Genomic DNA, 26399 nt, shown 5'->3' with positions numbered 1-26399 from the left:
AACAAGGGGAAAATCATGAGATCGAGTTGGAGATTCAGCGCGCTCTTCGGAGTGCTGGCATTGTTCGGCGGCGCCGCCCATGCCAAGGACGCTGTGACCGTACAACTGGACTGGGTCGTGCGCGGCAATCACGCGCCGTTCTTTGTCGCCAAGGAAAAAGGGTATTTCGCCGACCAGGGTATCGACGTAACGGCGATCCGCAAGGGCACCGGATCGACCGACGCGTTGCGGCTGGTGGCCAATGGAAACGCCGACTTCGGCTTTTCCGACCTGCCGACGCTGATGGTCGGGCGGTCGCAGGGCGTGGCAAATTCGGCGCTGCTGGCGGTGAACCAGAAGACGCCGCTCGCGATCATTTCGCTGAAGAAGAACTTCGACCTGAAGGACGCCAAGCAGCTCAAGGACGCCAACATCGGCGTGCATCCCAGCGGCTCGACGTATATCTTCCTGAAGGCTGCGCTGGCCAAGAATGGCCTGTCTCTGGCGGACATTAAGCAGTCGACCGTTTCGCCGCCTTACGAAAACCTGCTGCTGCTGAACCGCGTGAACGTGGTGCCGGGCTATATCGACGCCGAGGTTCCCGAGCTCGAACACAAGGCCGGGGGACCGGGCTCGCTGTCCATCCTTCATGGCGCGGACCTGGGCATCCAGAGCTACGGCTCGGGCGTCTTCACCTCGGACAAGAACATTGCCCAGCGCGCCGATCTCGTTCAGCGCTTCGTGGCGGCTTATTCCAAGGCCTTTGCCGACGTGATCCTGAACCCGGAAGCGGCCGCCGACACGCTGATCAAGAACAACCCCGAATACAAGGGCAAGAAAGAAATGCTGGTGGCACAGTTGCGCGCCGACCTGGATTTCACCTTCTTCAGCGACCAGACCAAAACGCACGGCATCGGCTGGATCGACCCGGCCTTGTGGCGTTCATCGGCGACGCTCTTCAAGGAGCAAGGCGCACTGTCGCCTTCCTTCGACGATACCCAGGGATTCGACACGCGCTTCCTGGAAAAAGCGCAACCTCTGAAACGGTGAGACTAGATCATGGCAGGTAATACTCACAAGACCGCCTCGGGCAATGTCCAGCTCCCGACCAGCCACGGCGTCTTCTATGGCGGCGGCTGGCACGCGCCCCTCAGCGAACGCTGGACCGAAGTCGTGGCGCCGGGTACGGGCGAGCGGCTGATGGCCGTGGCCGATGCGGGCGCGGATGATGTTGCGCGCGCCGCCAGCGCCGCCCGGGCAGGCGCCCGGGTGTGGCGCCGGACAGCGCCGCTAGCGCGAGCCGCCACCCTGCGCAAGATGGCCCAGCGCCTGAGGGACAACGCAAAGGAGCTGGCGCTGCTCGACGCCCTGGACTGCGGCAATCCGGTGTCCGAGATGGGCTCCGACGTCATGGTCGCGGCCGCGCTGCTGGATTTCTTCGCCGGCCTCGTGACGGAGCTCAAGGGCGACACCATCCCGATCGGGCACGACGCGCTCGACTACACCGAACGCGAGCCCGTCGGCGTGGTGGCGCGCATCGTCGCCTACAACCATCCGCTACTGTTTGCCATGGGCAAGCTGGCCGCCCCGCTAGCCGCGGGCAATGCCGTGATCATCAAGCCGCCGGTACAGGCGCCGCTGTCGGCCCTGCGCTGCGCGGAGCTGATCGCAGACCTGTTACCCCCCGGCGTCTTCTCGCTCATTCCGGGCGGCGCCGATGCGGGGGCCGCCCTGGCCGCAAGTCCGGACGTCGACATGATCGGCCTGGTAGGCAGCATTCCCACCGGACGCCGGGTCATGCAGGCCGCGGCGGCGCGGCTCAAGCCCGTGGCCCTGGAACTAGGCGGCAAGAATGCGTTCATCGCATGTCCGGATGTCGACCCGGCGCTGGTGGCGCGAGCGATCGTGGACGGCATGAACTTCACGTGGTGCGGACAGTCCTGCGGCTCCACCAGCCGGGCCTTCGTGCATCGGTCCATCTATGACGAGGTCTGCGGCCAGGTGGTTCAGGCCTGCGCCGCGTTCGTGCCGGGCGACCCCACCGATCCCGCCACCACCATGGGCGCGATGATCAGCCGCGAGCACCGCGACCGGGTCAAACAGGCGATCGACGCCGCCGTGACGCAGGGCGCCCGCCTGATCGCTGGCGGCGACATTCCCCGGGCAGGCGTGCCCCCCGGCGGCTACTACCTGAAGCCCACCGTCTTTGCGGATGTATCCGCCACGTCGCCGCTGGCCACCGAGGAGTTCTTCGGCCCGGTGCTCGCGATCATCCCCTGGGACGACGAAGATGCGATGCTCGAGGCCGTGCAGCGCCTTGATGTCGGACTGACCGCGGCGATCTGGACGGCGGATCTGGCGCGCGCCCACCGCCTGGCGCGCGACATCGATGCGGGCTTCGTCTGGGTCAACGAAGTCGGAAAACACTTCCTGGGCGCGCCATACGGCGGCGTCAAGCAATCGGGCATCGGCCGCGATGAATGCATCGGAGAGATGATTTCCTTCACCCGGGAAAAGAATGTCCACATCAACTTCAGGCGGGTGAGCGCAACGTGAAGCCGGAATACGACTACATCATCGTCGGCGCGGGCTCGGCGGGCTGTGTGCTCGCCAATCGCCTGAGCAAGGACCCCGCGGTCTCCGTGCTGGTCATCGAGGCGGGCCCCTGGGACCGCGATCCGCTCATCCACATCCCGCTCGGCTGGGGCAAGATCCTGCAGCAGCGCCTGCACGACTGGGGCTACGACGCCGAACCCGCGCCGCACGCCGACGGGCGGGCCATCGAATGCGCGCGCGGCAAGGTCGTCGGCGGAAGCTCGTCGACCAACGCCATGGCGTTTGTGCGCGGCCATCCCGGCGACTATGCGCGCTGGGCACAACACTACGACCTACCGGACTGGAGCTTCGGAAACGTCTTGCCCTACTTCCGCCGCCTGGAGGATTGGGAAGAAGGACACAACGAGGACCGCGGCGAAGGCGGCCCCCTCCGCGTGCAGCGCTGCCGCTACCAGGATCCGCTACTGGACGCATTCTCCACCGCTGCGCGTCAGGCGGGCCACGCCTGGCTCGACGACTACAACGCCTCGCCGGCGGGCGGCTTCTCGCGCCTGCAGATGTCGATCCGACGCGGTCGGCGATGCAGCGCAGCCACTGCCTACCTGCGGCCCGCGCTCAAGCGCCCCAATCTGACGGTGGTGACGCTGGCCCACGTGCTCGGCCTGGATTTCGAGGGCGACCGCGTGGTCGGCCTGCGCTTTGCCCGGCAGGGGCACACCACGGCGGTGAAGGCTCGCCATGAAGTCATCCTTGCGGCAGGCGCCATCAACACGCCCGCCATTTTGATGCACTCCGGCATCGGCCCGACGCGGACGCTGAACGACGCCGGCATCGGCGTCAGGCTGGACCGCGCCGGCGTCGGCGAGAACCTGCAAGACCATATCTCCGTCATCGTCACCGCGCGCCGCCGAGAACCCGGCCCGTTTGTGCGCGGCATGCGCCTGGACCGCATCGGCGTCTCCATGGCGCGGGCCTACCTGGGCGGGGAAGGCTTTGCTGGCGACGTGCCAGGCGGCATCGTGGGGTTTGTGCAGCCGGACGGCGCGGACACGCCGGATCTGCAGTTTCTCCTGACCGCGGCGCCGTTCAACGCCCATCCCTGGCTGAATCCGGTGCGCAAGCCGTTCGCCGACGGCTTCGCGGTACGCACCGTGCTGCTGCATCCCCAAAGCCGCGGCCGGATCACGGTGGCAGGCCCGGATCCGCTGGCGGCTCCGCGGATCGACCAGAACTTCCTGGCGTGCGACGAAGACCGGATCCGGGTGCGAGAGTCCGTGCGTATCGCGCGGATCCTGCTGGACCAGCCCGCGCTGGGCGACTACGTCGCCACCGAACTGGCGCCCGGCGGCGGCGTGGCCGATGACGACGCGATAGACGCTTTCGTGCGCAAGACCGCCATCACGGTCCACCACCCCGGCGGCACATGCAGGATGGGGCGCCACGACGATCCCATGGCCGTGGTCGACGGCCGGATGCGCTGCATCGGCGTTCCGGGGCTGCGCATCGTCGACGCCTCAGTCATGCCGGACCTGACCTCGGGCAACATCAACGCGCCGGTGCTCATGCTCGCGGAGCGCGCGTCGGACTGGATACTGGAGGAGGCCCGCTGATGATGCGACTTTCGTTGCAGCGCCATCGCTGCGTCAGCCTGCTGCCGCTGGCACACAGCGCCCATCAGCGGCTGGATGACTTCTTTTCCGTGGAGTACTGCAGCCACGCCGACGAACTCCCCGCCGACACCGCGGCCCTGATTGTCGGCGGCGACACGCTGCCGTCGCTGCAGGCAGGGCTGCCGGCGCGGATCCAGTCGGTGACCGTGGTCGGCAGCGACGCGGTGCCGCCGCAGTTCGTGGAACAGATGAGGGCCAAGCACGTGCTGGTGACCTGGCCCCGGGTCGCCGGGGCCGAAGACGAGCACGAGGCGATGGAGATCTGCCACGATGTGATGGCGGCCTTCGGCTTCGGCCGCATGGGGTCGCGGCCGCGCAACGTGGTCAATGACATCCTGCTTTGTGATTGCTGCTGACCGCCTGACTGCCGCACACCGACCCACCCTCGGGGGGTAACGGCGCGAGCCCTGTTGCCGGGTGTGCGCTTGCCCAACGCGGCGGCCGAATCCGAGGGCATGCAGGTCGCAGGCGGAGCTTTTATCGTTGTTCGATCTACTGTTCCTTTAGCCCCAACGACTTCATCAACGGGGCGAACAATTTCTTTTCGTCCTGCACGCGCGCGGCATAGTCGGCCACGCGCAGCGGTAGCGCCTCGGCGCCCGCATCGAGAAAGCGCGCCTGGATATCCGGCCGCGCAAGCACTTTGTTGATCTCGGCGTTCATGTGGTCGACCACATCGTCGCGGGTGCCAGCGGCGGCATACACGCCGAACAGACTGTCCGCGAAAACACCGTCGATGCCGGCCTCAGAGAAGGTTCGTATGTCGGGCGCCACGGCAGCGCGTTGCCGGCTCGCCACCGCCAGTACCTTCAGCTTGCCCGCTTGCACCATGGGAAAGACCGTGGCGGGTCCAAACGCGAAGTCGATCTGGCCCGCTGCCAGGTCTTGTATCGCCGGCGCCACGCCGCGATACGGCGCATGGGTGGCCTGCATGCCGGTAGCCTGCTTGAGCAGCTCGCCGGCCAGATGCGGCGTCGTGCCGTTTCCGGCCGAACCGTAATTGAGAGGATCGGGCCGCTTGCGCGCGTATTCCACAAACTCTTCGAGCGTATCGACGCCAAGCGAGGACCGGACAAACAGGAACAACTGGCTGTTGGCCAGCAAGGCAACCGGCCGTAGGTCCCGCTGCGGATCGAACGGCATGCTGGCGAACATCAGTGGGTTGACCGATTCGGTCGTCGATGGATTGAGCAAGAAGGTGTGGTTGTCTCCACCGTTGCGCACAACCTCGGCTCCCGCCACGTTGCCGCCCGCACCGCCCCGATTCTCCACGATAACGGTCTGCTTCAAGGCCTCGGCCAAGTGCGGCTGCACTGTACGCGCCAGCACGTCGACCAGCCCTCCGGGTGCCAGCCCCACGACCAGGCGCACGGGCTTGACGGGCCAGGCTTGCGACGGCGTTTGCGCATGGCTGCCCGTCGCCCAGCCAGTCAGCGCCAGCATCATCATGGCCAGACAACGTCTACGCAGCAGCATGCGATTCTCCTTATGGGGGGGTCACCCCGCGATCCCGTGCACGGTGCGTCACATGCCGCACCACGGTGAACCGCCTTGATGCCTCATCGCGGCGGCGGCCCTGCATCCGCCGCTCATTCTTCACAAAAGTTTAAGCATAAAGAATCCCGGATAACCCTAACTGCCGGCGACAGGCGCGGCTTATCGAGACGGATTTAGTTCGAACAAAAAAAACGGGATGACTCCAATTCGAGTCTCCCGTTCTTATTGCAAGGTCTGCCGCCAAGCGGATTGGCAGCACTGGCCGCTACGCAGGTTAGATTCCCTTAACCCGCTCCAATCCTTCTCCTATCACGCCACCTCCCACAACGCCGCTGTCACACCCAGCAACAGCAGCATCGCCGACGCGATGAACCATCGCACGGTTTTCCGGTATTCATCCTCGGCTTCATCCTCCAAACGCAAGGCCCGGTAAAGAGCAATTATCTGCAGCAGGCTGGCGAGCAACAGGGACACGCCCGGCAGCACGGACAGCGCGCTCCAATCGCCCGGCGCGTCGAAGCCCCAGTAGCGCAGGAAACCCAGCGAAAAGCCGAGCAATACCGTGATGGCCGTAATCAATCCAGCCCGAAAGCCCTGGGGCAGTTCGCGTGGCCTGTGGCTGCGGGTCCGTACCAAGTCGTCATCTGGCGTTTCCGGTGTCATCATTGAGACATTCCGCACTGAGTACGCTACGGCCCACCCGCTACCGGTTTATGTGGGAGCGAAAACTGAACGCCTGCCATCACTCGGGGCCAGGTAGGATTGATTATGGCTGATATCGCAGCGTACTGGGGGCTGTTTCCCCCCGCGTGTTGGTAATCCCTCATTTTTGGCGATTGTGGATTCAAGCGGTCAGTGCAACATCTCGTCCAGTCGCAATCCGCTATGGCGGTAAGCCGGCTCTCCGGCGAATTGCCGGGCGAGATACTGCACGCGGTCCGTATGCAGCTCGGGATGCGCGCGTGGTACTTCGATCATGAGAAACGCCTGACTCAAAGCCAATTGGCTTTCAATTATTGGGCTTTTTTTGCGGTATTGAACGCTAGTGAAATTTTCGAAGCGGCATGGGCACCGCAGCGAGAATCATCTAGACACCGTGCCTGTAGGTTCTTGCAGCACAGAGCTCATTGCTCGCCCAGAATCTCACGCAACCATGCAGCCATGTCGTTCACCACTTCGGGCATGCGACCAGTCCCGTCCGGAGCAGCCAACCGATGGTCGAGTTCAGGATAGGCGCGGTAGTGGATGTTGCGACTGCCAGAGATACGCAGCTTGGCCACCATATCTAGCACCGCCGGTGGCGACACCGATATATCGCGTCCGGACTGGATGATGAGTGCCGGCTTGGAGATTTTCTTGAGCAGGGCCAGATGATCCAACGCCAGCGCGTCGCTCCACCAGAGATAGCCATGATCGCTGACAACCAGATCCTTTGAAGCCTGGCTTCGGACGTGATCGATAAAGTCCCGCATGCCTTGTTCGGCCTGTCCTTGCTGGACTACAGACATGGGCTCGCTGCGCACACTATGCAGCAGGTCGTCCATGAACCATTGGCCACCACCGTTAAAGGCAATGGTCGCGGCAATATGCGGTGACCTTGCGGCCAGCAGATGCGCCACCACTGCACCTTCACTACCTCCCATGGCAACGACGTGACGATACGCATGGGTGCGCAGTACATCGGCTACCACGGCTTCCAGGTCTTGTGCCCGCTGCGTCAGGCTGTCGTGCCGCAGATAGGCGACCGGACAATCAGCCCGATCAATTCCATCTACATAGGGAAGGCTTGCATCAATGCCATATTTCTCTACCGTCAGCACATCCGCTTGAGGCAGAACTTGGCTCAGGTACTGGGGGATCGCCTTGATTCGGCTAACGCTATTGCAGTCCGAGCCCTGTATTACCAGCAGCAGTTGCTCCGATTGCCGGTCTGGGTCGCGCTGGGTCAAGTAATAGGTGATAGAAGAACCGTCGGCGCGCACCAGCTGCTGCGTCGCGATATCGACAGCTGTGACCGTCGCTGCCGCTCGCGCAGACAAGGTCAGCGCGAAGGCCAACCCTACCCACAGGCACACACCGATCCGTCCCATCATCGCCAATTCTCGTACCTCATTGTCAGAGTAATCCCGCCTTCCAACGTGTTCGGATGATCAACAGGATATGGCATGCATTCACACCTGACGACCTATCAATGCGGCAAGGAGTGTAGCCGCCTTTTTTCCACTTGCTGATGACCCACGCGTTGCAAGGCTCTGCCATGAGCCTGCGCGACTCAGTGATGCATCTTCGTTTTTCCCAACAGTAGAAATACCAAAACTGCTGTCGCTGCCGCAGCAGCTGCCAAGACAAGGAGCTGGAACTGAAAGGCGCTCTCATACACCCGCAGCAAAGAATCTTGTTCCATCATCGGTAGGTGAGCCATGGCGCTTTGCAGGTCGCTCATCGCTAGCCGATTCGAAGCCTTCACCAACTCGCTCGTTTTCATGTGACCTGACGCGCCATCCTCCGCTGCAGCTGCCAAGCCCGATAGAATCCGCGCAGACAGGATGGCCCCGACCGCTGCGATGGCGACGCCATCCCCAGCCAGACGAATCGCGTTGAAGATCCCCGCCGCCATGCCGGCCCGCTCTTTGGGTACCACGCTGACCGCCAGACCGTCCATAAGGCCCCATGGCAAACCGATACCCGCGCCGATCAGCAGCATCGCGGCCAAGCGGTTACTTTGGACATCGCCAGCGATACCGTAACTCAACCAGGACAAACCGACCGCAGCGATGACAAGACCAATACTTGATAACACTCCAACATTGATCCAGCGCGCCAGTTGGCCTGCGATGAAAGGAACCACCAGTAATGGCGCAGATAACGCAATCATCATCTTCCCCGCCGCGAATGCGCTGTAGCCTTCCATCCCGATGAATCGGGCGGGCAAGATGATGAGCAGCACGATGTATGCATAGGCCGGCGCAACCGCCAACACCTGCACTCCTACAAAGCGCGCGTTAGCGAATAGGGAAAGGTCGAGCATAGGCTTGGCTCGCCGCAGCTCAATGAAGACGAAGGCCATCAACAGTCCAACGGCACCCGCCAAAGAAGTAAGTACCGACGTGTGGCCCCAGCCCTTCTCAGGGGCGAGGATGAGGCCGTAGGTGAGCACAGCGAGCCCGGCAGTGAAGGTGATAGCTCCGGGCCAATCCAACCCTGTCGCTTCGGGATCACGTGTTTCACGTGCGAATAGCAAGATCAGGACGGAAGCAAACAGTGCAACCCATGCCGGCAGTAGAAACACCCAATGCCAACCCACGCTATCGATCAATAGTCCGGCTAGGAACGGGCCAAATGCAGCTCCCGCGCCAAAGGTCGTCCCGATCAAACTGAAAACACGAGTCCGCGCGTGTCCGTCGAACTCCTGTGTCAATGCGGCCATCGCGCCCGCGAACGCTGCAGCTGCTCCCAGCCCCTGGATCAGCCTCAAAATGTCGATCCATAGAACGGATTGCATGAAAGGAATTGCAGCCGTTACGAGCGCGAACAGAACCATGCCAGCCAACCAAAGCCGCTTGCGACCATACGTGTCCGCTAGACTCCCTGCAGCTAGCGTCGCACTGCCGTAGGTAAGGATGTAGGCGTTGATGATCCAAGCAAGTTCCGCGGCGCTCCCCCCAAGAGCCTGATTGATTGAGGGCACGACCACAGCGGGGCCGGCGATGCTTAGTGGGATGACCGCTGCTGTCAGGCAGCCAGTCAAGATTAATGGTGCTTTGTAGGCTGTCGAGCCTGCGGCTGAAGTACTGGCTGTCATCGGGTATCCAGGCAATAGGCTAAAGCCACGCAGGAATCCTCACGCCGCGCCGGCTAAGGCGTGGGTGGAGTTCCGCTGTGGCACTCCCGATTAATGCTACAGGGGAATCAATTTGACAAAAATATGGGTAAATTCATTGCTGACATGACTAGTTTGTCACTTATTGGAGGCAAAATGGATAGCCTGAGTGGTATGACAATTTTTGTTCTGGTCGCTGATGTGCGTAGCTTCGCAACTGCTGGGCGCCAATTGGGCGTCTCCGCGTCGGCCATCAGCAAGGGAGTAGCCCGGCTCGAGGAAAAGCTCGGCGTGCGCCTATTTCAGCGCAGTACCCGCAGCGTCAGCTTGACACCAGAGGGCACACTGTTCCTTGACCGCTGTCGACGAATCCTGGCTGAAATCGCCGCGGCGGAGAATGAGTTGGCCAGCACAACCGCCAGTCCTAGCGGCCGCCTGCGAGTAAGCCTGCCATTGGTCAGCGGTCTGATGCTGCCAGCGCTGTCGGCCTTTGCCCATCGCTATCCGCAGATTGAGCTGGATCTGGACTTCAGCGACCGGCTAGTGGATGTCATAGACGAAGGCTTCGATGCCGTGGTGCGTACGGGCGAACTCAGCGACTCCCGTTTGATGAGCAAGCGCCTGGGCAGCAGCCGCTTCGTGTATGTCGGCGCGCCTGGTTACTTCGCACAACGAGGTACGCCGCTCCATCCGGAAGAATTGACGCAACACGCCTGCCTGATGCACCGATTTCCGACTACCGGCACGCTAGAGAAATGGCCATTGATCCGGCCCCCGTCGGAGACGGTGATTCGTCTGACGGCCAGCATGACCAGCAACCATGTCGAGACGCTTCTACATATGGCTGTGCAGGGCCACGGCATTGCCTGCCTGCCGGACTTTGCCGTCCAACCGGCATTGGAAAGTGGCGCGCTTCAGATTGTGCTGGATCGGTGGGCGGGTAGTTCCAGCACGTTTTGGGTCCTATGGCCGTCCAATCGGCAGCTATCCCCCCGGGTCCGGGCATTTGTAGATTTCATGGCAGAGAATCTATTTTCCGAGCCGAATCTTGTTTAACCCCGGTTCATGAAGCAGACTGATTTTATTTTTCACAGGTTAAGAATTTTCGCATGTCGGCATTTGGCTGAGGCCGCGTGAAAGTACTCCACCGCACGTCCAATCAAAATTGAAACGAAGTCGCGGGTCGCTCGCCTCCGTCACTTGGGCCGCCTGGTGTATGTCTTCGTAGGGTCCCACCGCCTGATTTCGAATCCCGGTAGTCGCGGACACCCTGCCCTGCCGGGCGACTCGCGAGGCCCCTTCTGACGGCTTCCGCGCCATCCATAGCGAACTTTTTCGGCCGATTCCCAAGTTGAATGAACCATTTCCTTCGGTTTTTTCAACTTCAATGAACCACAAGTTCGCCATAGCGCCCCTGTACCGGAATGCGCAGGGCGAGCAACTTTTGTTCTGAAAGGGCAGCACTCCGCTAGAAGCCGCACGCCAGCGCGATCTATGCACTTGTTGTTGGAGAGCATTCAAATTAAAAAATCAACTGCCATTGAATCAATGACTTAAGTTCTGTTGATGCATTTGACTTGCAACCGATGATTCACTTAGCTTGCACAATTCCCCGTGAAAGTTCACTTAAGTTGAAAAGCCCGCGCGACCGCCGCCCACTCGCGTAACGACATAGGCGGCGAGGTTTCGAACTGCTATTTCATTAAGGTCGTGCCCGCTGGCGGGATCGACGTTCGGTCAGGGCGTCGAACCCCCATTGCAGCAAGGCGCCCAGGGCGCCTAGGCACAGAATACCGGCGAGCATCTTTGCGGTTTGCAGCGAAAAGCGCGCGTCCATGATGATGTGGCCGATCCCGCTGTTGGCGGCCAGCAGTTCGGCCGACACTAGTGCCACGAAGGCAAAGCCGATGGCGCTGCGCATGCCGGACAGGACATACGGTCGGAGCGACGGAAGAATCACATGGAAAAAGGTGCCACGCGCCGATAAGCCCAGGAATGCTGCCGCCCGCAGGCGGATTAGTGGAATCTCCCGGCATCCTGCCATGACGCTGACCGCCACGACAATCCAGACGATGTAGGCAATGACCAGATACTTCGAGGTTTCGCCGACGCCGAACCAGACCACCAGAATCGGGATCAGCGCGATGGGAGGAATACCCTTGAGAAAATCGAACACGGGGCCGAACGAGCGCGCCAGCAGCGGCACCCGGCCCAGGACCACGCCAGTAAGAACGCCGGCGCAACTGCCGGCGACATAGCCGATGGCCACGCGCGACAGGCTGCTCCACAGGGCGCTTTCGAGGACGCCTGTGCCCAACAGTTCGATGAATTCCTTCAGCACGGCGTAGGGGTCTGGAAACAGCTCGGGCTGGGCCACGCTGCGCGCCACCGCGTACCAGACGGCGGTAGCTATAGCGAGCGAGCAGAGCGACAACGTCAATCTACGGGAATGGGACAATTTCATATCAGCGGATCCTGTATTTTGGCGACCATCGGGGCAGCAGTTTCTCGGAGCCCAACACGAACACGCGGTCCAGCATGATGCTGAGCCCGCCCAGCGTCAAAATGCCTGTCATGAGATTGCCGACGTCGAACTGAGAGCGTGCCTGCATGATCAGGTAGCCCACGCCGCTGTCGGCGCCCAGCATCTCGGCAGCCACCACGACCATCACGCCCAGGCCTACCGCCGTCCTGGTGCCGGCCAGTATTTGCGGCACGCACGAGGGCAGAATGACCCTGAAGAAGATGGCACGCTGGCTCAGCCCCAGCATCTGCGCAGCCCGCAAGCGCAGGCCCGGGACGCTGCGCACGCCCTGCCTGGCGCTCAGCAGGACCGTCAGCGACACGGTGTAGAAGAGCAACGCGTAGCGCGATATTTCGCTGACGCCGAACAACAGCAGGCTGAACGGCACCAGGGCGATGGCGGGAATCGAATTGAACATGCGCACGAAAGGGTTGACCATGGCGTCCAGCGCCGCCCACCGTCCCAGCGCGCAGCCCAGGACCGCGCCAGCCGGCACGCCAACCAGCAGTGCCACCAGCAAGCGGACCAGGCTGCTCAGAATGTGCTGCGGCAGCTCCCCCGACAGCGTCAACGCCAGCGCGCGCTGAACGGTTTCCAGTGGACCGGGAAGCAGCAGCGGGGTGGCCAGCCACCACGCGCCAAGCGACCACAGCAGCAGCATCGCAAGAATTCCGCCCGTGACAGGCATGACGTTCTTCATACCGGTACGCTCTCGGCCGATTTCTGGTTTTCGATGGCCAGTTCGATATCACGGTAGGCTTGGGCGTAGCGTGGATCGGCTGGGCCGTCGGAAGGTATCTCATCGCGCCGGAACCGGGCGATGATCCTGGCGCCAGGCCCCCTGGAGAGGATGACGATGTCAGTCGCCAGCAGCAAGGCTTCGGAAATGTCGTGGGTGATGAACAACACCGTCTTGCCGGTGCGCTGCCACAACGTCTTCAGTTCCAGCTGCAGATGGCGACGCGTGATGGCGTCCAGCGCCCCGAACGGTTCGTCCATCAACAACATGGCCGGGTCCATGACCAGGCCGCGCGCGATCTGCGCACGCTGCTTCATGCCGCCGGACAGCTCCGCCGGAAACTTGTGCATGTGCGCCGACAGGCCGACCGTGTTGAGTGCGGCGCGAACCCGGGCGGCGCGCTCTTCAGCGGACACCTTGCCCTTCAGCCCGAATTCGACGTTCTCGAACACCGTCTGCCACGGAAACAATGAATTGACGACATCCTGGAACACCACGGCCCGGTCGGGGCCCGGTCCATGGATTTCCGTCTCGTCGTAGCTGATGCGGCCCGAGGTCGGGGCCTCGAACCCCGCCACCAGGTCGAGCAGTGTGCTTTTACCCGAACCGCTGGGCCCCAGCACGCACATGAAACTGCCCCTGGGGATGGCCAGGTCGATACCGTCCAGGATCGAGGTCCTGCCGTCGAAACTCTTGCTGACCCCTGTAAGGTTCAGCTGCGTCCATTCGCGTTTGTCCATGTCATTTCTGCTCCGGCAAGACCAAAGAAGGATCGACGTCCTTGAGCACAGTCCAGTCGTAGGCGCTGTTCCAGTCGACCCGCTTGGAGATGAGCTTGCCGTCGGCCAGGAAGGACTCGATCGACTGCATCGTGGCGATGAAGGCGGGCGTCACCGTCATGTCCCACTTGTTATGGGCGATGACCGCGGCCACGTCGTCGGGTGTGGATTTCAGGTAGGAGGCCAACACGCCGCTTTGCTGCTTCATGTCGGCCGAAGCCAGGAAATCGGCGGCCTTCTTCAAGGCCTTCATGATCTTCACCGTTTCCTCGCGATGCCCCTGCAGGAACTCGCGCTTGGTCACGATGCCGGAGTACAGCACGTAGCCCTGCTTTTCTCCCCAGGTTGCGACGCCGTACTTGTTCTTGCCCATCTGCAGGATCTTGGAATCGAACGGTTTCCAGGTGGACAGCGCGTCCACGTCGCCGCGCAGCAGGGCCGCAACCTGGTCGAACGGCGCCAGGTTTACCGTGCGCACGTCGGCTAAAGACAGGCCCGCCGACTTCAAGTAGTTGTTCAACAGGTATTCCGAAGAAGACTTGGTCACCAGGGCGATCCGCTTGCCCTTCAGGAACGCCGCATCCCGCATCTCACCGGGGCCCATCACAACCAGCATGTCGGGATTGGCGGAGAACTGGCCCAGCATGACGCTGTCGCCACCCGACAGCAGGTAAAGCAGCGGCACGTCGCTGGCCACCAGGAAATCCGCCGCGCCCGAGCGAAACCCTTCGGTGGCTTCCGCTCCGCTGGTGAACGGGCGCACCGTCACGTCCAGCCCTTGCTCCTTGAAGAATCCCTGTTTGTCCGCGACGAAAACGGGCGCGAACACCGGGCTCGAACCTGCGACGATGCGTATTGTTCTTGCAGCAGCCGGCAGGGACGCCGCGCAAAAACAAGCCAGCAGGATGGCTTTGAAAAAGTGCTTTTTCATGGAGAACTCCTCTTTTCAACCTGATTACGAGCCGGCGTGGCGACGCCGATCAGCGCTTGTTGGGCCGCAGCGCGGCGACTTCACAACCCGCCTGCGCCAGCGCTTCATTGACGGCACGGGCAAGTTCCACAGCGTTTTCCATGTCGCCGTGCAGGCAGATGGAGTCGGCGGCGATGGGCAGCCAGCTGCCGTCGATCGCGCGGCGCCCGCCATCGCGCACTAGCGACAAGGCATTGGCAGCCACCTTCTGCGGATCGCGCGGCCCGCGGACGCGGTCCAGGATCAGTGATCCGTCCGAGTTGTAGTCCAGGTCCACGAAAGCCTCCTTGACCAGGCGGATGCCATGCTGGTTGCAGGCTTCCTGGACGACAGCCCCGGACAGGATCAGCAGCAGTTCCTCATCCACATCCTTCACCGCGCGCACGATTCCGCGAGCCGTCGTCGGGTCCCGGACCGCGGTGAGGAACAGCTGGCCGTGCGGCTTGACGTGGTTCAGCCGCAGGCCCCGCGTCTTGCAGAATCCCAGAAGCGCGCCAATCTGATAGACGCTGATCTCATAAACTTCCTGTTCGGACAGTTCCATGCGGCGGCGGCCGAACCCCATGAAATCGGGATAGGAAATATGCGCGCCCACCTCGCAGCCGTGACGCTGTGCGAGGGCCACCGCGGCCAGCATCGTGCCCGGATCCGCCGCGTGGTAGCCGCAGGCGATGTTCACGCTTTTTACATAAGGGATAAGAGCGTCGTCGTCGCCGAGCTTGTAGCGGCCGTAGGATTCGCCCATGTCGGCGTTCAGATTGACTTGCATGATGGTGTCCTGAAACTTGGCCACCGCGGACACGCGATGGCGGATATCACGGTTGCGCTATTGCGGCTTGGCGTCCTTGGACTCGGCCAGGGTTGCCCAGCGGCGGTAGTCGTCGGTAATGGTCTGGGCATAGGAGGCGCCGTCCTGGTAGTGCACAGCCTGCCCATAGCGCTCCTGGAACGACGCCACCACCGCCGGGTCGGTCAGAATTTTCTGCAACGCGCGGGCGAGCTTTTCGCGTGCGGCCTGCGGAATGCCGGCGGGCGCGGCCAGCGAGAAATACGAGGTTTGCGCGTAGTCGACCAATCCGGTTTCGCGCAATGTGGGTACGTCCGGCAACGCCGACCAGCGGTTGGTCCCGGCCGCGGCCAGCATGCGCAGCTTGCCGGCCTTGGCTTGCGGCAGCGTGGCGTTGGCCGAGCCGTTGACGACGTCGACTTCGCCGCCAAGCAGCGCGGTGACGCTTTCGTTGTCGCCCTTGTAGGGAATGAACACCCATTGCATGCCTAGGTCCTTGCCCAGTCGGCTCATGACCAGCTGGTTCGTGGTGCCTGCCCCCAGTGTGCCGAACGAAAGCTTGCCGGGATTGGCCTTGCCGTATTCGACCAGCTCCGCGAAGGTTTTCCACGGTGCGTCGGCGCGCACGAAAATGCCGTAGTCGTACGGGCCTACGACCGCCAGGTGGGTAAAGTCATTGAGCGGGTCGTAGGGCACGGCCTGCAGATGCGGAATGATGGTCAGCGCGGGGTAGTTGACCGTGCCCAGCGTATAACCGTCAGGCTTGGCGCGGGCGAGGTTGGACACGCCGACGATGCCGCCAGCCCCGGACTTGTTCACCACCACTACCGACTTGCCGAGTTCCTTTTCCATGCGCATGGAAATGTCGCGCGCCACCGCGTCGGTGGTGGTACCAGGAGGCAGCTGCACTATCATCTGTAGCGGGTGCTCGGGCCAAGTTTGCGCGCCAGCTTGCGCCATCGTCAGCACGCATGCGAGCGCGATGGCTGCGAGGATGGAGTGTTTCATATTGGCTTCCCCTTTCAATTTTTCCGGCGTGCTCAGAACGAGATGTCCGGCCCGATGACGAGGTCCAGGCTCTGGCCGTCTACGGTTAGGTGCAGCGATGCGCGCTGCGTTTCGCGCACGATGCTCTCGATCTGCACGGCGCGTCCCGCCAGGCGTTGAGACAGGCGGTGCAGCACCGCGGCCGCCGGACGCGGGTTGTTGCGCCGGTCGACCAGGCCGTTGCGGGCGAAGTAACCGCGGTCGATGTCCATGAAGGTGTCGAGGGTCATGAGCACGTCCGGATAGGCCGCCTTCGCAATAGCCGCTTCGGCGACGCGCGCGGCCAGCATTTTGTCGTCGTCGTTCACCGCCGAAGATTTGCGGTTGGCCAGGTTGATGTGGACGGCAATGGGTACGCCGCAGCGCTGTGCTTCCGATTGGGCGCGCTGGACCGATTCGAGCACCGGCTCGTCGCCGCCGATACGCACCACGACGCCCGCCGGCCGCGGAGGTCGCGGCTCTGTGTCGAATCGCGCCAGCAGCGGCAATTCGGCAAGGCTCAGGCCGCAGTTCATGACGTGGTCGTAATGGCCCTTGCCCGGCTCGGCCGCCGGCTGCATGACCGGGGCTAGATACAGCGGTATGCCGTGCGCGGCGTAAAGGCTCAGCGCGTTGGCGTCCGGCGCGCCGTCCGGGCCTATCCATTCGTAGGCGTCCAGTCCGGCGCCCAAGCCAGCCAGCCGGTCCATCAGCCTGGGTTCAGGCTCCGAGGTACCGAACACGGTGAAACGATGGCCCATGTCGCTCAGCAGCTTCACGCGTTCGAACGCCCGGTCGTCGCGGATGTCCTGGATGGGAATGCGCACGCTGCGCAGCCCGGCATCCCACAGGTTCAACACGTAGTAGTCGTTGCGCACGCGCTTGCGCACGAAGGCGTCCAGCGGCGGGTTGTACGGCAGCGCTTCGATGCGGGTCCAGTCGTGGCGGAAATCAGCGCCCACAGTGCTTGCGGCGTGCGCGCGCACGTCGCCGTCGACCTGCAGCGCGATCTCCTCGCCCTGCTTGCGGTCGGTCGCACCGTAGGTGCGCACGAAGCGGGCGATGTGGCCGCGTTCATGGATGTCTACGACGAAGAAGCCGAATTTCCCCAGATCGTTGCGGCCCAGTTCCTCGCCCGGCTGCGTCCGGAACAGTTCGGCGTAGTCCTGGCGGAAGTTGGTGGACGACGGCAGCGCGTACGACCACATGCCCTCATGGCGGTTCAGGAAGAAGGTGTGGACGTGCCCCGCGAACAGCGCCTCGACGCCGAAGCGCGCCGTCAGCTCCAGCAGGCGCTGGCGCGGGCCGCTGTCGATGTTGTCGTAGTGGTTCTCTTCGTCGGGTTGCGTGACGTAGGGCGGGTAGTGGGTGAACAGGAAGATGCGCCTGCCGGCCGCAGCGTCTTCCGCAAAGCGCCTTTGGAGGAACTGCCATTGGGCTTCCTCCTGCGGCAGCCCGGACCCGAGCAGGCAGGCATTGATGATGACGAAGCACACTCCATCCTGCACGAACGCCTGCCATTGGACGCCGAAGTGCTGTTCGTACTTGAGGCAGCTGTCGTCCGAAATACAGGCCGCCGGATTGCCGGGCAGATGCTTGTCGCCGATGTCGTGGTTACCCGGGGCGATATAGAACGGAGCGTTCAATCCGCGATAAAGCGAGTTCGCGAAATCCGCCGCACCGTCATAGTCGCTGGAGTGCGGCAAGGGATGGACCACGTCTCCCACATGCACGGTAAAGGCCGGCGCGATCTTGTTGATGGCCGCCACCACGACTTCGTTGCGGGGGTTGGCCTGGTGGTTGGTCTGCCAAGGCGAGGTATTGCCGGCGTCGGCAGGATTGAGGTGCGAATCGGCGACCACCGCGAAACGCATTAACCGACTACCGCTGGTAAAGTTGCTGTTCATGGCTTATAATTCAATATAGTGGAATTGATGAATATTTATTGGACATGCGTTTTATATATTCTTCTAAGGAGGGGTGTCAATCATGGCTGACCTGCCGTTTTCCCTAAGGCCGCGGCAGGAGCTCGAAAGCGAGCCGCGCTTCGCCTCGACCCTGGCCAACGGGCTGGACGTACTGCGCTGCTTCTCGGCCAACCAGCCTGCGCTGGGCAACAAGGAAATTTCGGACGCGCTGGGGCTGTCCCGCCCCACAGTTGCGCGCTTGACGTTCACGCTCGTGACGCTGGGCTATCTACGCAAGGACGAAGCCAGCAAACGCTATTCGTTGGCGCCCGGCGTGCTGTCGCTGATCTATCCGCTGTTGGTGCAATTGACGGTTCGGCGCGTGGCCGAACACGAGCTGGCCGCGCTGTCCGAAGCTGCGGGTGGCCCGATTTCCATCGGCACCCGCGACCTGCTGCAGGTTGTTTATGTGGACACCATCCACGATCGCGGCAACAACGGCGCCAAGCCCGACATCGGTTCGCCTCGCCCGCTGCTGCACACGGCGATCGGACGCGCGCTGCTGTATGCACAGGGAATCGCAGAACGCGACATGTTGCTTCCCTTGCTGGTGGCACGGGAAGGGCTTGATGCGGACGCCATAAAGGCCTCGCTCGAACAGTCGTTCGAGCAGATTGCGCGCAACGGTTTTTGCACGAGCTATGGCAGTTGGCGTCCGGAACTGGCGGGGCTGGCCGTGCCGCTGCGCTACCGCGCCGGCGACCTGCCGCTGGCGGTCAACCTGACGCAGCCGATCGAGGTGGTGAAAAGCGGCAGGATCGAAGAAGAGTACGGCCCGCGCCTTGTGCAGCTGGCGCAAAGCATAGACCGACGGTTGGGCGTGGACGTGTGAACCCCCGCCCCCCTCCGAATGTGCATGAGACCTGAAGACATACCAGCACGCGTCATGCCGCGGGCCAACTTAGACGAATCCTTCGTCATTGCGTCAATTTAGATGGTCTCGGCGCAGGCATTTTCATCGTTAGCGATGTTCAAAGCTATCGGCAAGAACATGCCCTTTCGGCCTGAATCTCTTTGTTTGCACACAACTTCTAGCATCAACCGGCCGAAAATCCGCTCCAGGTAGGTATCTACACGTTTGTTACGTTTCAAGTTAATTGAGCAAACTTGCATCTTCAATGAACTTCTACAGTTGAATGAAATTCGACAGCAGCGGGGCTACCAGGCTTTCCCCGAATATGTAACAGCCCCCTCCCTCCCCCTTGAACCCTAGAACATCATCCCTATAATTAGCACTCGACACCGGTGAGTGCTAACAAGCGCTCCCGGGCCTAACCGATCATTTCCTTCTCTTTTTTGCAACAGGAGTTCCTCATGGCCTTGCGTCCCCTGGGCGATCGCGTGATCGTCAAACGCCTCGAAAACGAGCGCAAGACTGCATCGGGCATCGTTATCCCCGACAGCGCCGCTGAAAAGCCCGACCAGGGTGAAGTCGTGGCCGTCGGCCCCGGCAAGAAGACCGAAGACGGCAAGATCCTGCCGGTCGACCTGAAGGCTGGCGACAAGGTGCTGTTCGGCAAGTATGCCGGCCAGTCCGTGAAGGTTGACGGCGAAGAACTGCTCGTCATCCGCGAGGACGAAATCCTCGCCGTGGTCCAGTAAACCCCGCCTCAAACGAATTTTCGAAGGAAGCTAAGAAATGGCTGCCAAGCAAGTATTGTTCGGTGACGACGCCCGCGTGCGCATCGTCCGCGGCGTGAATGTTCTCGCCAACGCTGTCAAGACCACCCTGGGCCCCAAGGGTCGCAACGTCGTGCTGGAGCGCTCGTTCGGCGCCCCGACCGTGACCAAAGACGGCGTCTCCGTCGCCAAGGAAATCGAACTGAAGGACAAGTTCGAAAACATCGGCGCGCAACTGGTCAAGGACGTTGCCTCCAAGACCTCCGACAACGCCGGTGACGGCACCACCACCGCCACGGTGCTGGCTCAAGCCATCGTCATGGAAGGCCTGAAGTACGTTGCCGCCGGTTTCAACCCGATCGACCTGAAGCGCGGCATCGACAAGGCTGTCGCCGCCGCCGTCGCTGAACTGAAGAAGCAATCCAAGCCGGTCACGACCAGCAAGGAAATCGCCCAGGTCGGCTCGATCTCCGCCAACAGCGACACCTCCATCGGCCAGATCATCGCTGACGCGATGGACAAGGTCGGCAAGGAAGGCGTCATCACCGTCGAAGACGGCAAGTCGCTGGAAAACGAGCTGGACGTCGTCGAAGGCATGCAATTCGACCGCGGCTACCTGTCGCCCTACTTCATCAACAACCCGGACAAGCAAGTTGCCGCTCTGGAAGATCCGTATGTCCTGATTTTCGACAAGAAGATCAGCAACATCCGTGACCTGCTGCCCGTGCTGGAACAAGTTGCCAAGTCGAGCCGTCCCCTGCTGATCATCGCGGAAGACGTCGAAGGCGAAGCCCTGGCCACCCTGGTTGTGAACAACATCCGCGGCATCCTGAAGACGACCGCCGTCAAGGCTCCTGGTTTCGGCGACCGCCGCAAGGCCATGCTGGAAGACATCGCCATCCTGACGGGCGGCACGGTGATCTCCGAAGAAACCGGCATGTCGCTGGAAAAGGCCGGCCTGGCTGAACTGGGCCAAGCCAAGCGCATCGAAGTGGGCAAGGAAAACACGACCATCATCGACGGCGCTGGCGACAGCAAGTCGATCGAAGCTCGCGTCAAGCAAGTCCGCATCCAGATCGAAGAAGCCACGTCCGACTACGACCGTGAAAAGCTGCAAGAACGCGTGGCCAAGCTGGCCGGCGGCGTTGCCGTGATTCGCGTTGGCGCTGCCACCGAAGTCGAAATGAAGGAAAAGAAGGCTCGCGTCGAAGACGCCCTGCACGCTACCCGCGCCGCAGTGGAAGAAGGCGTTGTGGCTGGCGGCGGCGTTGCTCTGCTGCGCGCCAAGCAAGCCATCACCGACCTGAAGGGCGACACGCCTGACCAGAACGCCGGCATCAAGCTGATCCTGCGCGCTGTCGAAGAGCCGCTGCGCACCATCGTCACGAACGCCGGCGAAGAAGCCAGCGTCGTGGTCAGCAACGTGCTGAACGGCAAGGGCAACTACGGCTACAACGCCGCGACCGGCGAGTACACCGACCTGGTCGAGCAAGGCGTGCTGGATCCCACCAAGGTGACCCGCACCGCCCTGCAAAACGCCGCTTCCGTCGCCAGCCTGCTGCTGACCGCCGAAGCTGCCGTGGTCGAACTGGCCGAAGACAAGCCCGCTGCTCCGGCCATGCCCGGTGGCATGGGCGGCATGGGCGGCATGGACTTCTAAGTCCCGCTACCCTTGCAAGGCCTCCCCGGCTTCGGCCGGGGAACGCAGTATCCTGAGAAACCCCCGGTCCTTCGCCCCGGGGGTTTTTCTTTTTCTGCCGCAACGCGACTTCGCCAAAGAACACGTTTGCGCACAATCTGCGGGTTTCGCCGAGGCGCATGCGTCCCTACAATGAAGGGTCCGCAGAACGAGCCTAGCCCCATGCGTTTTCCCAAGACCCTGTTGCGTGTAATGCGCCCGGCCGAAATCGGCGGGCTGTTGATGGACTCCGCCAAGCAGTGGTCCACCCATCGCGCTTCCAGCAAGGGCGCGGCGCTGGCGCTGTACATGGTGTTTTCGCTGGCGCCCATGCTGATCCTGGTGATCGCCGTGGCGGGCGCATTTTTTGGCGAGGACGCGGTGCGCTCGGAGCTGTTCACGCAGCTGCGCGATTTGATCGGCGATCGCGGCGCAGAGGTGATCCAGACGGTGCTGGCCAGCGCCCATGAATCGGGCGGCGGCTGGATCGCGGCGCTGATCTCGATTTTCGTGCTGATCTTCAGCGCCACCACGGCCTTCGCGGAATTGAAGGCCAGCCTGGATGAACTGTGGGAAGTTTCCGCCAACCAGAAAAGCGGACTGCACGGCATGGTGCGCAGCCGTGTGCTGTCGTTCGGCCTGGTGCTGGTGCTGGCGCTGTTCCTGCTGGTTTCGCTGAGCGTGAACGCGGGCCTCGCCGCCGCGCGCAGCTACTACGGCGACTTGTGGACAGCGTCGTCCTTCGCGCTGGTGGCGGAATGGATCTCCAACTTTTTTTCCTTCTCCATCGTGGTGGCGCTGTTCGCGGTGATCTTCAAGCTGCTGCCCAGCGCCAAGATTTCCTGGCCGGACGTGATACCCGGCGCGATCGTGACGGCGGCGCTATTCCTGGTCGGCAAGTGGGGCATAGGCGTCTATCTCAGCCGGGGCGCGGCGGTGTCCGCGTACGGCGCGGCGGGATCGCTGATCGCGCTGCTACTGTGGATCTACTACTCGGCGCAGATCTTCTTCTTCGGCGCGGTCTTCACGCGTCAGTTCGCGCTGCGCTTTGGCAGGAACAACACGTCCGCGCCTACGCCGGCGGACTCAACTCCCGCTCCGGACGCCTGAACCCGGCGCCGTCAGGCGGCGGCATCGTCCTGTTGCTCCAGCCCCGCCATCAGGCGCAGGCATTTCAGGAATGCCGGCCGCAGCTCCTCGGGTATCGGCGCCAGCACCTGCGCTTCCACGGCGGCGTCCTGCGGCAGGATGCGCGCCAGCAGCGCGATGCCCTCTTCAGTAATCTCCAGCGCATAGGCCCGGCCGTCCTGGGCCGAACGCTTGCGGCGCACGTAGCCCTTCTTGGTCATGCGGGCGATCATTTCGGCAAAGGAATTGCGGTCCAGCGCGATCAGTTCGGCGATGCGATTCTGGGTCGCGCCCGGATTCTGGTAGACGGTGATCAGCAGCGCCTTCTGGCGCGGAGTCAGATCTTCGTCGGGAAAGGCCTGGGCGAACAGGGCTTCGGCCCGGAAATGAGCCCGGCGCAGCAGATGGGACGCGACCTGGGTCAGATCGAACGCCTGCAAGGCCTGGGGAGCGGCCTGGTCGGCGGGGGCACGTCGGGATGTAGCGGTCATCGGGCTTCCAAGGGATGGATGTCGGCGGTCTTGGCATTGTTCCGCAGTTCTATAAGATAGCTCACGCCCCTTTCAGGCTTCATCATGCCCTGCCTTTCCGGTAGTCGGTCAACCCCACGCCGGTATGGCGCTTGAAGAACTTGCCCAAGTAGGAGGCGTCGGCGAAATGCAGCTCCTCCGCAATCTGCTGCACGGATTTCCCGGGCTGGGTAAGGCGCTTTTTTATCTCCAGCACGACCTGCCTGTCGATCAGCGTTTTGGGTGCGTCATTGAAGAACCTCCTGCTCAACTGCGACAGGTAGTACGGAGTGATGTGCAGCAGCCCTGCATAGAATGCCACCCCGCGCTGTTGCGCGCAGTGCTCCGAGATCAGTTCCCAGAATTTCCAGCAGACCGCCTCCGATCTGCTGAAGTCATTCTTCATGCCGGCTCCCAGGCCGTCCGTCTTTTCGCAAATCCACAAGAACAGGTTCTGGACATGGTTGACGATCATGGTCCGCTTGTAGGTGTCGCATTGCTCATGGATCAGCGCGGCCTGGCCCTCCCAGGCCCTTGAATACTGTGGCGACAGCTTTTCCGCAGCGAAGAACGGCGAACGGCTCAAGAAGGAAAACAGGCTGTTGGGCAGGGCGTGCGCAATCTCCGCGGCGATGGACCGGTTCATCAAATAGCAGACGCATGAGAAGTCATCCGACTTGCGTTTGATGAGCGCGATGGTGTCTTCCGCCAGGACCAGCAGATCGTTTTTCTTCATGCGGTAAGGCTTGAAGTTCACTTCCCACTCAGCGCTGCCCTCGCGGCAGATCAACACCGCCACATACGACAACGCCAAGGGGTGCCCTACCTGTCCGTCGAACCCATAGAGACCGATGCAGAAGTCTTCGGCGCCCGTATCCGAGAGTTGAGAGAGAGTTTTCATTTATGCATAAATTTTAAAGGAATCCTCATAAATTCCGGCTCTTTGTTTTCATAATTACCTTATCTACTCAAGACTGTCTGTTATCAATCGCGTGGGCAACTCCTAGAATTCCAGCTGTTGTTTTCATTGCTGAAAGGAAGGGAAATCATGCTGCGCACCGAACGCCTCATCTTGCGGCCCTGGCACACCGACGACGCGCCGAGCCTGTTTGAGTATGCGAGCGACGAACGGATTGGCCCCGCCGCGGGCTGGCCCCCGCATACAAGCGTCGAACATAGCCGGGAGATCATCCAGACGATTTTTTCGCGGCCACTGGCCTATGCCTTGACACTGAAGGCAGACAACACCGCCATAGGCCTGGTGGCGTTGCTCATGGGGAAGGACAGCAATTTCGACATTGCCGATGATGAAGCCGAAATCGCGTATTGGATCGGCGTGCCGTTCTGGGGCCACGGACTGATTCCTGAAGCCGTCAGGGAGCTGATGCGCCACGCGTTTGAAACGTTGAACTTCAACGCGCTATGGTGCGGCTACTTCGCCGACAACGAGAAGTCGCGCAAGGCCCAGGAAAAGTGCGGCTTCAAGCATCATCACACCGAGGAGAACAAGTTCAATCAGTTCATGAACGACTACCGGACGGAGCATGTCAGCCGCATCGGCAAGGAAGAATGGCAGACGCTGGCGGCTTCGAAATCGCATTGACTTGAGGCGGGCCGCTGTCTATGATCCAAAATATAGTACGTATACGTATTTATTTTGCATCCTGATCGAGCCCTGAACATGACGATCCGACAACTGCGCAACTACATCGACGGCCGCTTCGAAGACGGCGCGTCCACCTTCGACAAGCACAACCCGGTGGACGGGCGCCTGATCGCCCAGGTCCACGAGGCCGGCCGCGACCAGGTGAACCGCGCCGTGGCGGCGGCGCATCGAGCGCTGCCTGCCTGGGCAGGACTGCCGGTCGCCGCACGCACCGACCATCTGCTGGCGCTGGCCGACGGCATCATGCGGCGCTTCGACGATTTCCTGCAGGCCGAGATCGGCGACACCGGCAAGCCCGTGAGCTGGGCCGGCAAGATCGACATTCCGCGCGGCGCAGCCAATTTCCGCGCCTTCGCCGAACTGGCGCGCACGCTGGACATGGAAAGCTATATGACCGACACGCCGGACGGCAGGCAGGCGCTGAACTACGCCTACCGCAAGCCGCTGGGCGTGGTGGGCGTGATTTCGCCCTGGAACCTGCCGCTGCTGCTGCTGACCTGGAAGGTGGCGCCCGCGCTGGCCTTCGGCAACACGGTGATCATGAAGCCGTCCGAGGTCACGCCGTCCACGGCCACCCTGCTGGCCGAGGTCGCGCACGAAGCCGGCCTGCCGGCCGGCGTGCTGAACCTGGCGCACGGCTTTGGTCCAGGCTCGGCGGGCGAATTCATGACCACGCACCCGGACATCGACGGCATCACCTTCACCGGCGAGTCCGCCACGGGCGCCGCCATCATGCGGGCGGTTGCCCCCGGCGTGAAGCCGGTGTCCTTCGAGCTGGGCGGCAAGAACGCGGCGCTGGTGTTCGCCGACGCGGACTTCGACGCCGCGGTGGACGGCGTGACCCAATCGGTGTTCGCCAATTGCGGGCAGGTTTGCCTGTGCACCGAGCGCGTCTACGTCGAACGCCCGATCTATGAGCGCTTCGTCGCGGCGTTGGCGGCGCGCGCCGAAGCCTTGCGCATCGGCTGGCCCATGGATCCCGCCACGGAGATGGGGCCGCTGGTGTCGCGCAAACATCGCGAAAAGGTGCTGTCGTACTTCGCCCTGGCGCGCGAGGAAGGCGCGACGGTGGTGGCGGGCGGCGGCGTGCCGGTGTTCGGCGACGCGCGCGACGAAGGCGCCTACGTGCAGCCCACGATCTGGACCGGCCTGGCCGAGAACGCCCGCTGCATCAAGGAGGAAGTCTTCGGCCCGGTCTGCCATGTGGCGCCCTTCGATACCGAAGAAGAAGCCATCCGCCTGGCCAACGACACGCGCTATGGGCTGGCGGCCGCGGTCTGGACCCAGAACCTCACGCGCGGCCATCGAGTGGCGCAGGCGATGAAGGTCGGCCTGGCCTGGGTCAATTGCTGGTTCCTGCGCGACCTGCGCACGCCCTTCGGCGGCAGCGGCCTGTCGGGCATAGGCCGCGAAGGCGGCCGCCATTCGCTGCATTTCTATACCGAACCCACCAACGTCTGCATTAAGCTCTGACCCACCCCACG

At 62.4% G+C, this 26399-nt stretch carries 25 protein-coding genes; 11 read left to right on the top strand and 14 right to left on the bottom strand.

The features are described from left to right. The first annotated feature begins 15 nt into the window (after nucleotides 1-15). The 4 genes from WBB14_RS12020 to WBB14_RS12005 are packed head-to-tail and all read left to right on the top strand — an operon-like array spanning nucleotide 16 to nucleotide 4561. Nucleotides 16-1029: an ABC transporter substrate-binding protein gene (locus WBB14_RS12020; RefSeq protein ID WP_424240011.1), complete on the top strand. Its 1014-nt coding sequence runs from the start codon at nucleotides 16-18 to the stop codon at nucleotides 1027-1029. 9 nt (nucleotides 1030-1038) lie between these two features. After that, a complete protein-coding gene (locus WBB14_RS12015; protein WP_424240010.1) occupies nucleotides 1039-2535 on the top strand; it encodes an aldehyde dehydrogenase family protein in 1497 nt (498 codons plus the stop codon). Continuing rightward, complete coding sequence (locus tag WBB14_RS12010) at nucleotides 2532-4145, top strand: GMC family oxidoreductase (protein ID WP_424240009.1); 1614 nt, start codon at nucleotides 2532-2534, stop codon at nucleotides 4143-4145. Before WBB14_RS12015 ends, WBB14_RS12010 begins: the two co-directional genes overlap by 4 nt. Continuing rightward, complete coding sequence (locus tag WBB14_RS12005) at nucleotides 4145-4561, top strand: hypothetical protein (RefSeq protein WP_424240008.1); 417 nt, start codon at nucleotides 4145-4147, stop codon at nucleotides 4559-4561. The genes WBB14_RS12010 and WBB14_RS12005 overlap by 1 nt, the downstream gene beginning before the upstream one ends. Nucleotides 4562-4697: 136 nt before the next feature. Here WBB14_RS12005 and WBB14_RS12000 read toward each other — a convergent pair whose 3' ends face one another. The 5 genes from WBB14_RS12000 to WBB14_RS11980 all read right to left on the bottom strand — a co-directional run bounded on the left by WBB14_RS12000 (nucleotide 4698) and on the right by WBB14_RS11980 (nucleotide 9504). Continuing rightward, complete coding sequence (locus WBB14_RS12000; protein ID WP_424240007.1) at nucleotides 4698-5681, bottom strand: Bug family tripartite tricarboxylate transporter substrate binding protein; 984 nt, start codon at nucleotides 5679-5681, stop codon at nucleotides 4698-4700. A 330-nt stretch (nucleotides 5682-6011) separates the two neighbouring features. After that, on the bottom strand, nucleotides 6012-6368 hold the full coding sequence (locus WBB14_RS11995; RefSeq protein ID WP_424240006.1) for a hypothetical protein: 357 nt from the start codon (nucleotides 6366-6368) through the stop codon (nucleotides 6012-6014). Nucleotides 6369-6554: 186 nt separating this feature from the next. Next, complete coding sequence (locus WBB14_RS11990) at nucleotides 6555-6680, bottom strand: hypothetical protein (protein ID WP_424240005.1); 126 nt, start codon at nucleotides 6678-6680, stop codon at nucleotides 6555-6557. 146 nt (nucleotides 6681-6826) lie between these two features. Then, nucleotides 6827-7795, bottom strand: a complete 969-nt coding sequence (locus WBB14_RS11985) for a prolyl oligopeptidase family serine peptidase (protein ID WP_424240004.1) — start codon at nucleotides 7793-7795, stop codon at nucleotides 6827-6829. Between the two features lie 179 nt (nucleotides 7796-7974). After that, nucleotides 7975-9504 (bottom strand): MFS transporter, encoded by a 1530-nt coding sequence (locus WBB14_RS11980; RefSeq protein WP_424240003.1) that lies wholly within the window; start codon nucleotides 9502-9504, stop codon nucleotides 7975-7977. Nucleotides 9505-9678: 174 nt separating this feature from the next. On the opposite strand from WBB14_RS11980, the gene WBB14_RS11975 reads away from it, so the two are divergent. Beyond that, the gene (locus WBB14_RS11975; RefSeq protein WP_424240055.1) at nucleotides 9679-10578 is read left to right on the top strand and encodes a LysR family transcriptional regulator; all 900 of its coding nucleotides are present in this window, start codon (nucleotides 9679-9681) and stop codon (nucleotides 10576-10578) included. 646 nt (nucleotides 10579-11224) lie between these two features. On the opposite strand, the gene WBB14_RS11970 is transcribed toward WBB14_RS11975, so the two are convergent. The 7 genes from WBB14_RS11970 to WBB14_RS11940 are packed head-to-tail and all read right to left on the bottom strand — an operon-like array spanning nucleotide 11225 to nucleotide 18254. Beyond that, the gene (locus WBB14_RS11970; RefSeq protein ID WP_424240002.1) at nucleotides 11225-11986 is read right to left on the bottom strand and encodes an ABC transporter permease; all 762 of its coding nucleotides are present in this window, start codon (nucleotides 11984-11986) and stop codon (nucleotides 11225-11227) included. 1 nt (nucleotide 11987) lies between these two features. Continuing rightward, nucleotides 11988-12746, bottom strand: a complete 759-nt coding sequence (locus WBB14_RS11965) for an ABC transporter permease (protein WP_424240001.1) — start codon at nucleotides 12744-12746, stop codon at nucleotides 11988-11990. Then, nucleotides 12743-13525 (bottom strand): ABC transporter ATP-binding protein, encoded by a 783-nt coding sequence (locus tag WBB14_RS11960; RefSeq protein ID WP_424240000.1) that lies wholly within the window; start codon nucleotides 13523-13525, stop codon nucleotides 12743-12745. Before WBB14_RS11960 ends, WBB14_RS11965 begins: the two co-directional genes overlap by 4 nt. Nucleotide 13526: 1 nt before the next feature. Further along, on the bottom strand, nucleotides 13527-14495 hold the full coding sequence (locus tag WBB14_RS11955) for an ABC transporter substrate-binding protein (protein ID WP_424239999.1): 969 nt from the start codon (nucleotides 14493-14495) through the stop codon (nucleotides 13527-13529). Nucleotides 14496-14544: 49 nt separating this feature from the next. Further along, nucleotides 14545-15303 carry a LamB/YcsF family protein gene (locus WBB14_RS11950; RefSeq protein ID WP_424239998.1) on the bottom strand — a complete coding sequence of 253 codons (759 nt, stop codon included), beginning with the start codon at nucleotides 15301-15303 and terminating at the stop codon, nucleotides 14545-14547. Nucleotides 15304-15360: 57 nt separating this feature from the next. Continuing rightward, on the bottom strand, nucleotides 15361-16329 hold the full coding sequence (locus tag WBB14_RS11945; protein ID WP_424239997.1) for a tripartite tricarboxylate transporter substrate binding protein: 969 nt from the start codon (nucleotides 16327-16329) through the stop codon (nucleotides 15361-15363). 32 nt (nucleotides 16330-16361) lie between these two features. Continuing rightward, the gene (locus WBB14_RS11940; protein WP_424239996.1) at nucleotides 16362-18254 is read right to left on the bottom strand and encodes a metallophosphoesterase family protein; all 1893 of its coding nucleotides are present in this window, start codon (nucleotides 18252-18254) and stop codon (nucleotides 16362-16364) included. Between the two features lie 82 nt (nucleotides 18255-18336). Between WBB14_RS11940 and WBB14_RS11935 the strand changes: the two genes are divergently transcribed. From WBB14_RS11935 to WBB14_RS11920, 4 genes are all read left to right on the top strand, one after another. Next, the gene (locus WBB14_RS11935) at nucleotides 18337-19146 is read left to right on the top strand and encodes an IclR family transcriptional regulator (RefSeq protein WP_424239995.1); all 810 of its coding nucleotides are present in this window, start codon (nucleotides 18337-18339) and stop codon (nucleotides 19144-19146) included. Between the two features lie 482 nt (nucleotides 19147-19628). Beyond that, nucleotides 19629-19916, top strand: coding sequence for a co-chaperone GroES (gene groES / locus WBB14_RS11930; RefSeq protein WP_006221616.1), 288 nt, complete (start codon nucleotides 19629-19631; stop codon nucleotides 19914-19916). A gap of 37 nt (nucleotides 19917-19953) precedes the next feature. Then, nucleotides 19954-21594, top strand: a complete 1641-nt coding sequence (gene groL, locus WBB14_RS11925; RefSeq protein ID WP_424239994.1) for a chaperonin GroEL — start codon at nucleotides 19954-19956, stop codon at nucleotides 21592-21594. A gap of 201 nt (nucleotides 21595-21795) precedes the next feature. Next, nucleotides 21796-22722 (top strand): YihY/virulence factor BrkB family protein, encoded by a 927-nt coding sequence (locus WBB14_RS11920; RefSeq protein ID WP_424239993.1) that lies wholly within the window; start codon nucleotides 21796-21798, stop codon nucleotides 22720-22722. Nucleotides 22723-22733: 11 nt separating this feature from the next. Here the strand turns inward: WBB14_RS11920 and WBB14_RS11915 are convergent, their stop codons facing one another. Beyond that, complete coding sequence (locus tag WBB14_RS11915; RefSeq protein ID WP_424239992.1) at nucleotides 22734-23231, bottom strand: MarR family winged helix-turn-helix transcriptional regulator; 498 nt, start codon at nucleotides 23229-23231, stop codon at nucleotides 22734-22736. Nucleotides 23232-23313: 82 nt separating this feature from the next. Then, complete coding sequence (locus WBB14_RS11910) at nucleotides 23314-24048, bottom strand: helix-turn-helix domain-containing protein (RefSeq protein WP_424239991.1); 735 nt, start codon at nucleotides 24046-24048, stop codon at nucleotides 23314-23316. 249 nt (nucleotides 24049-24297) lie between these two features. On the opposite strand from WBB14_RS11910, the gene WBB14_RS11905 reads away from it, so the two are divergent. Beyond that, nucleotides 24298-24852: a GNAT family N-acetyltransferase gene (locus tag WBB14_RS11905; protein WP_013396140.1), complete on the top strand. Its 555-nt coding sequence runs from the start codon at nucleotides 24298-24300 to the stop codon at nucleotides 24850-24852. A 78-nt stretch (nucleotides 24853-24930) separates the two neighbouring features. Further along, nucleotides 24931-26388: a 2-hydroxymuconic semialdehyde dehydrogenase gene (locus WBB14_RS11900; RefSeq protein WP_424239990.1), complete on the top strand. Its 1458-nt coding sequence runs from the start codon at nucleotides 24931-24933 to the stop codon at nucleotides 26386-26388. The last annotated feature ends 11 nt before the right edge of the window (nucleotides 26389-26399 follow it).

The organism is Achromobacter sp. (genome assembly GCF_049647645.1).
Lineage (GTDB): Bacteria > Pseudomonadota > Gammaproteobacteria > Burkholderiales > Burkholderiaceae_B > Achromobacter.
This window is presented reverse-complemented; position numbering and strand designations above follow the sequence as displayed.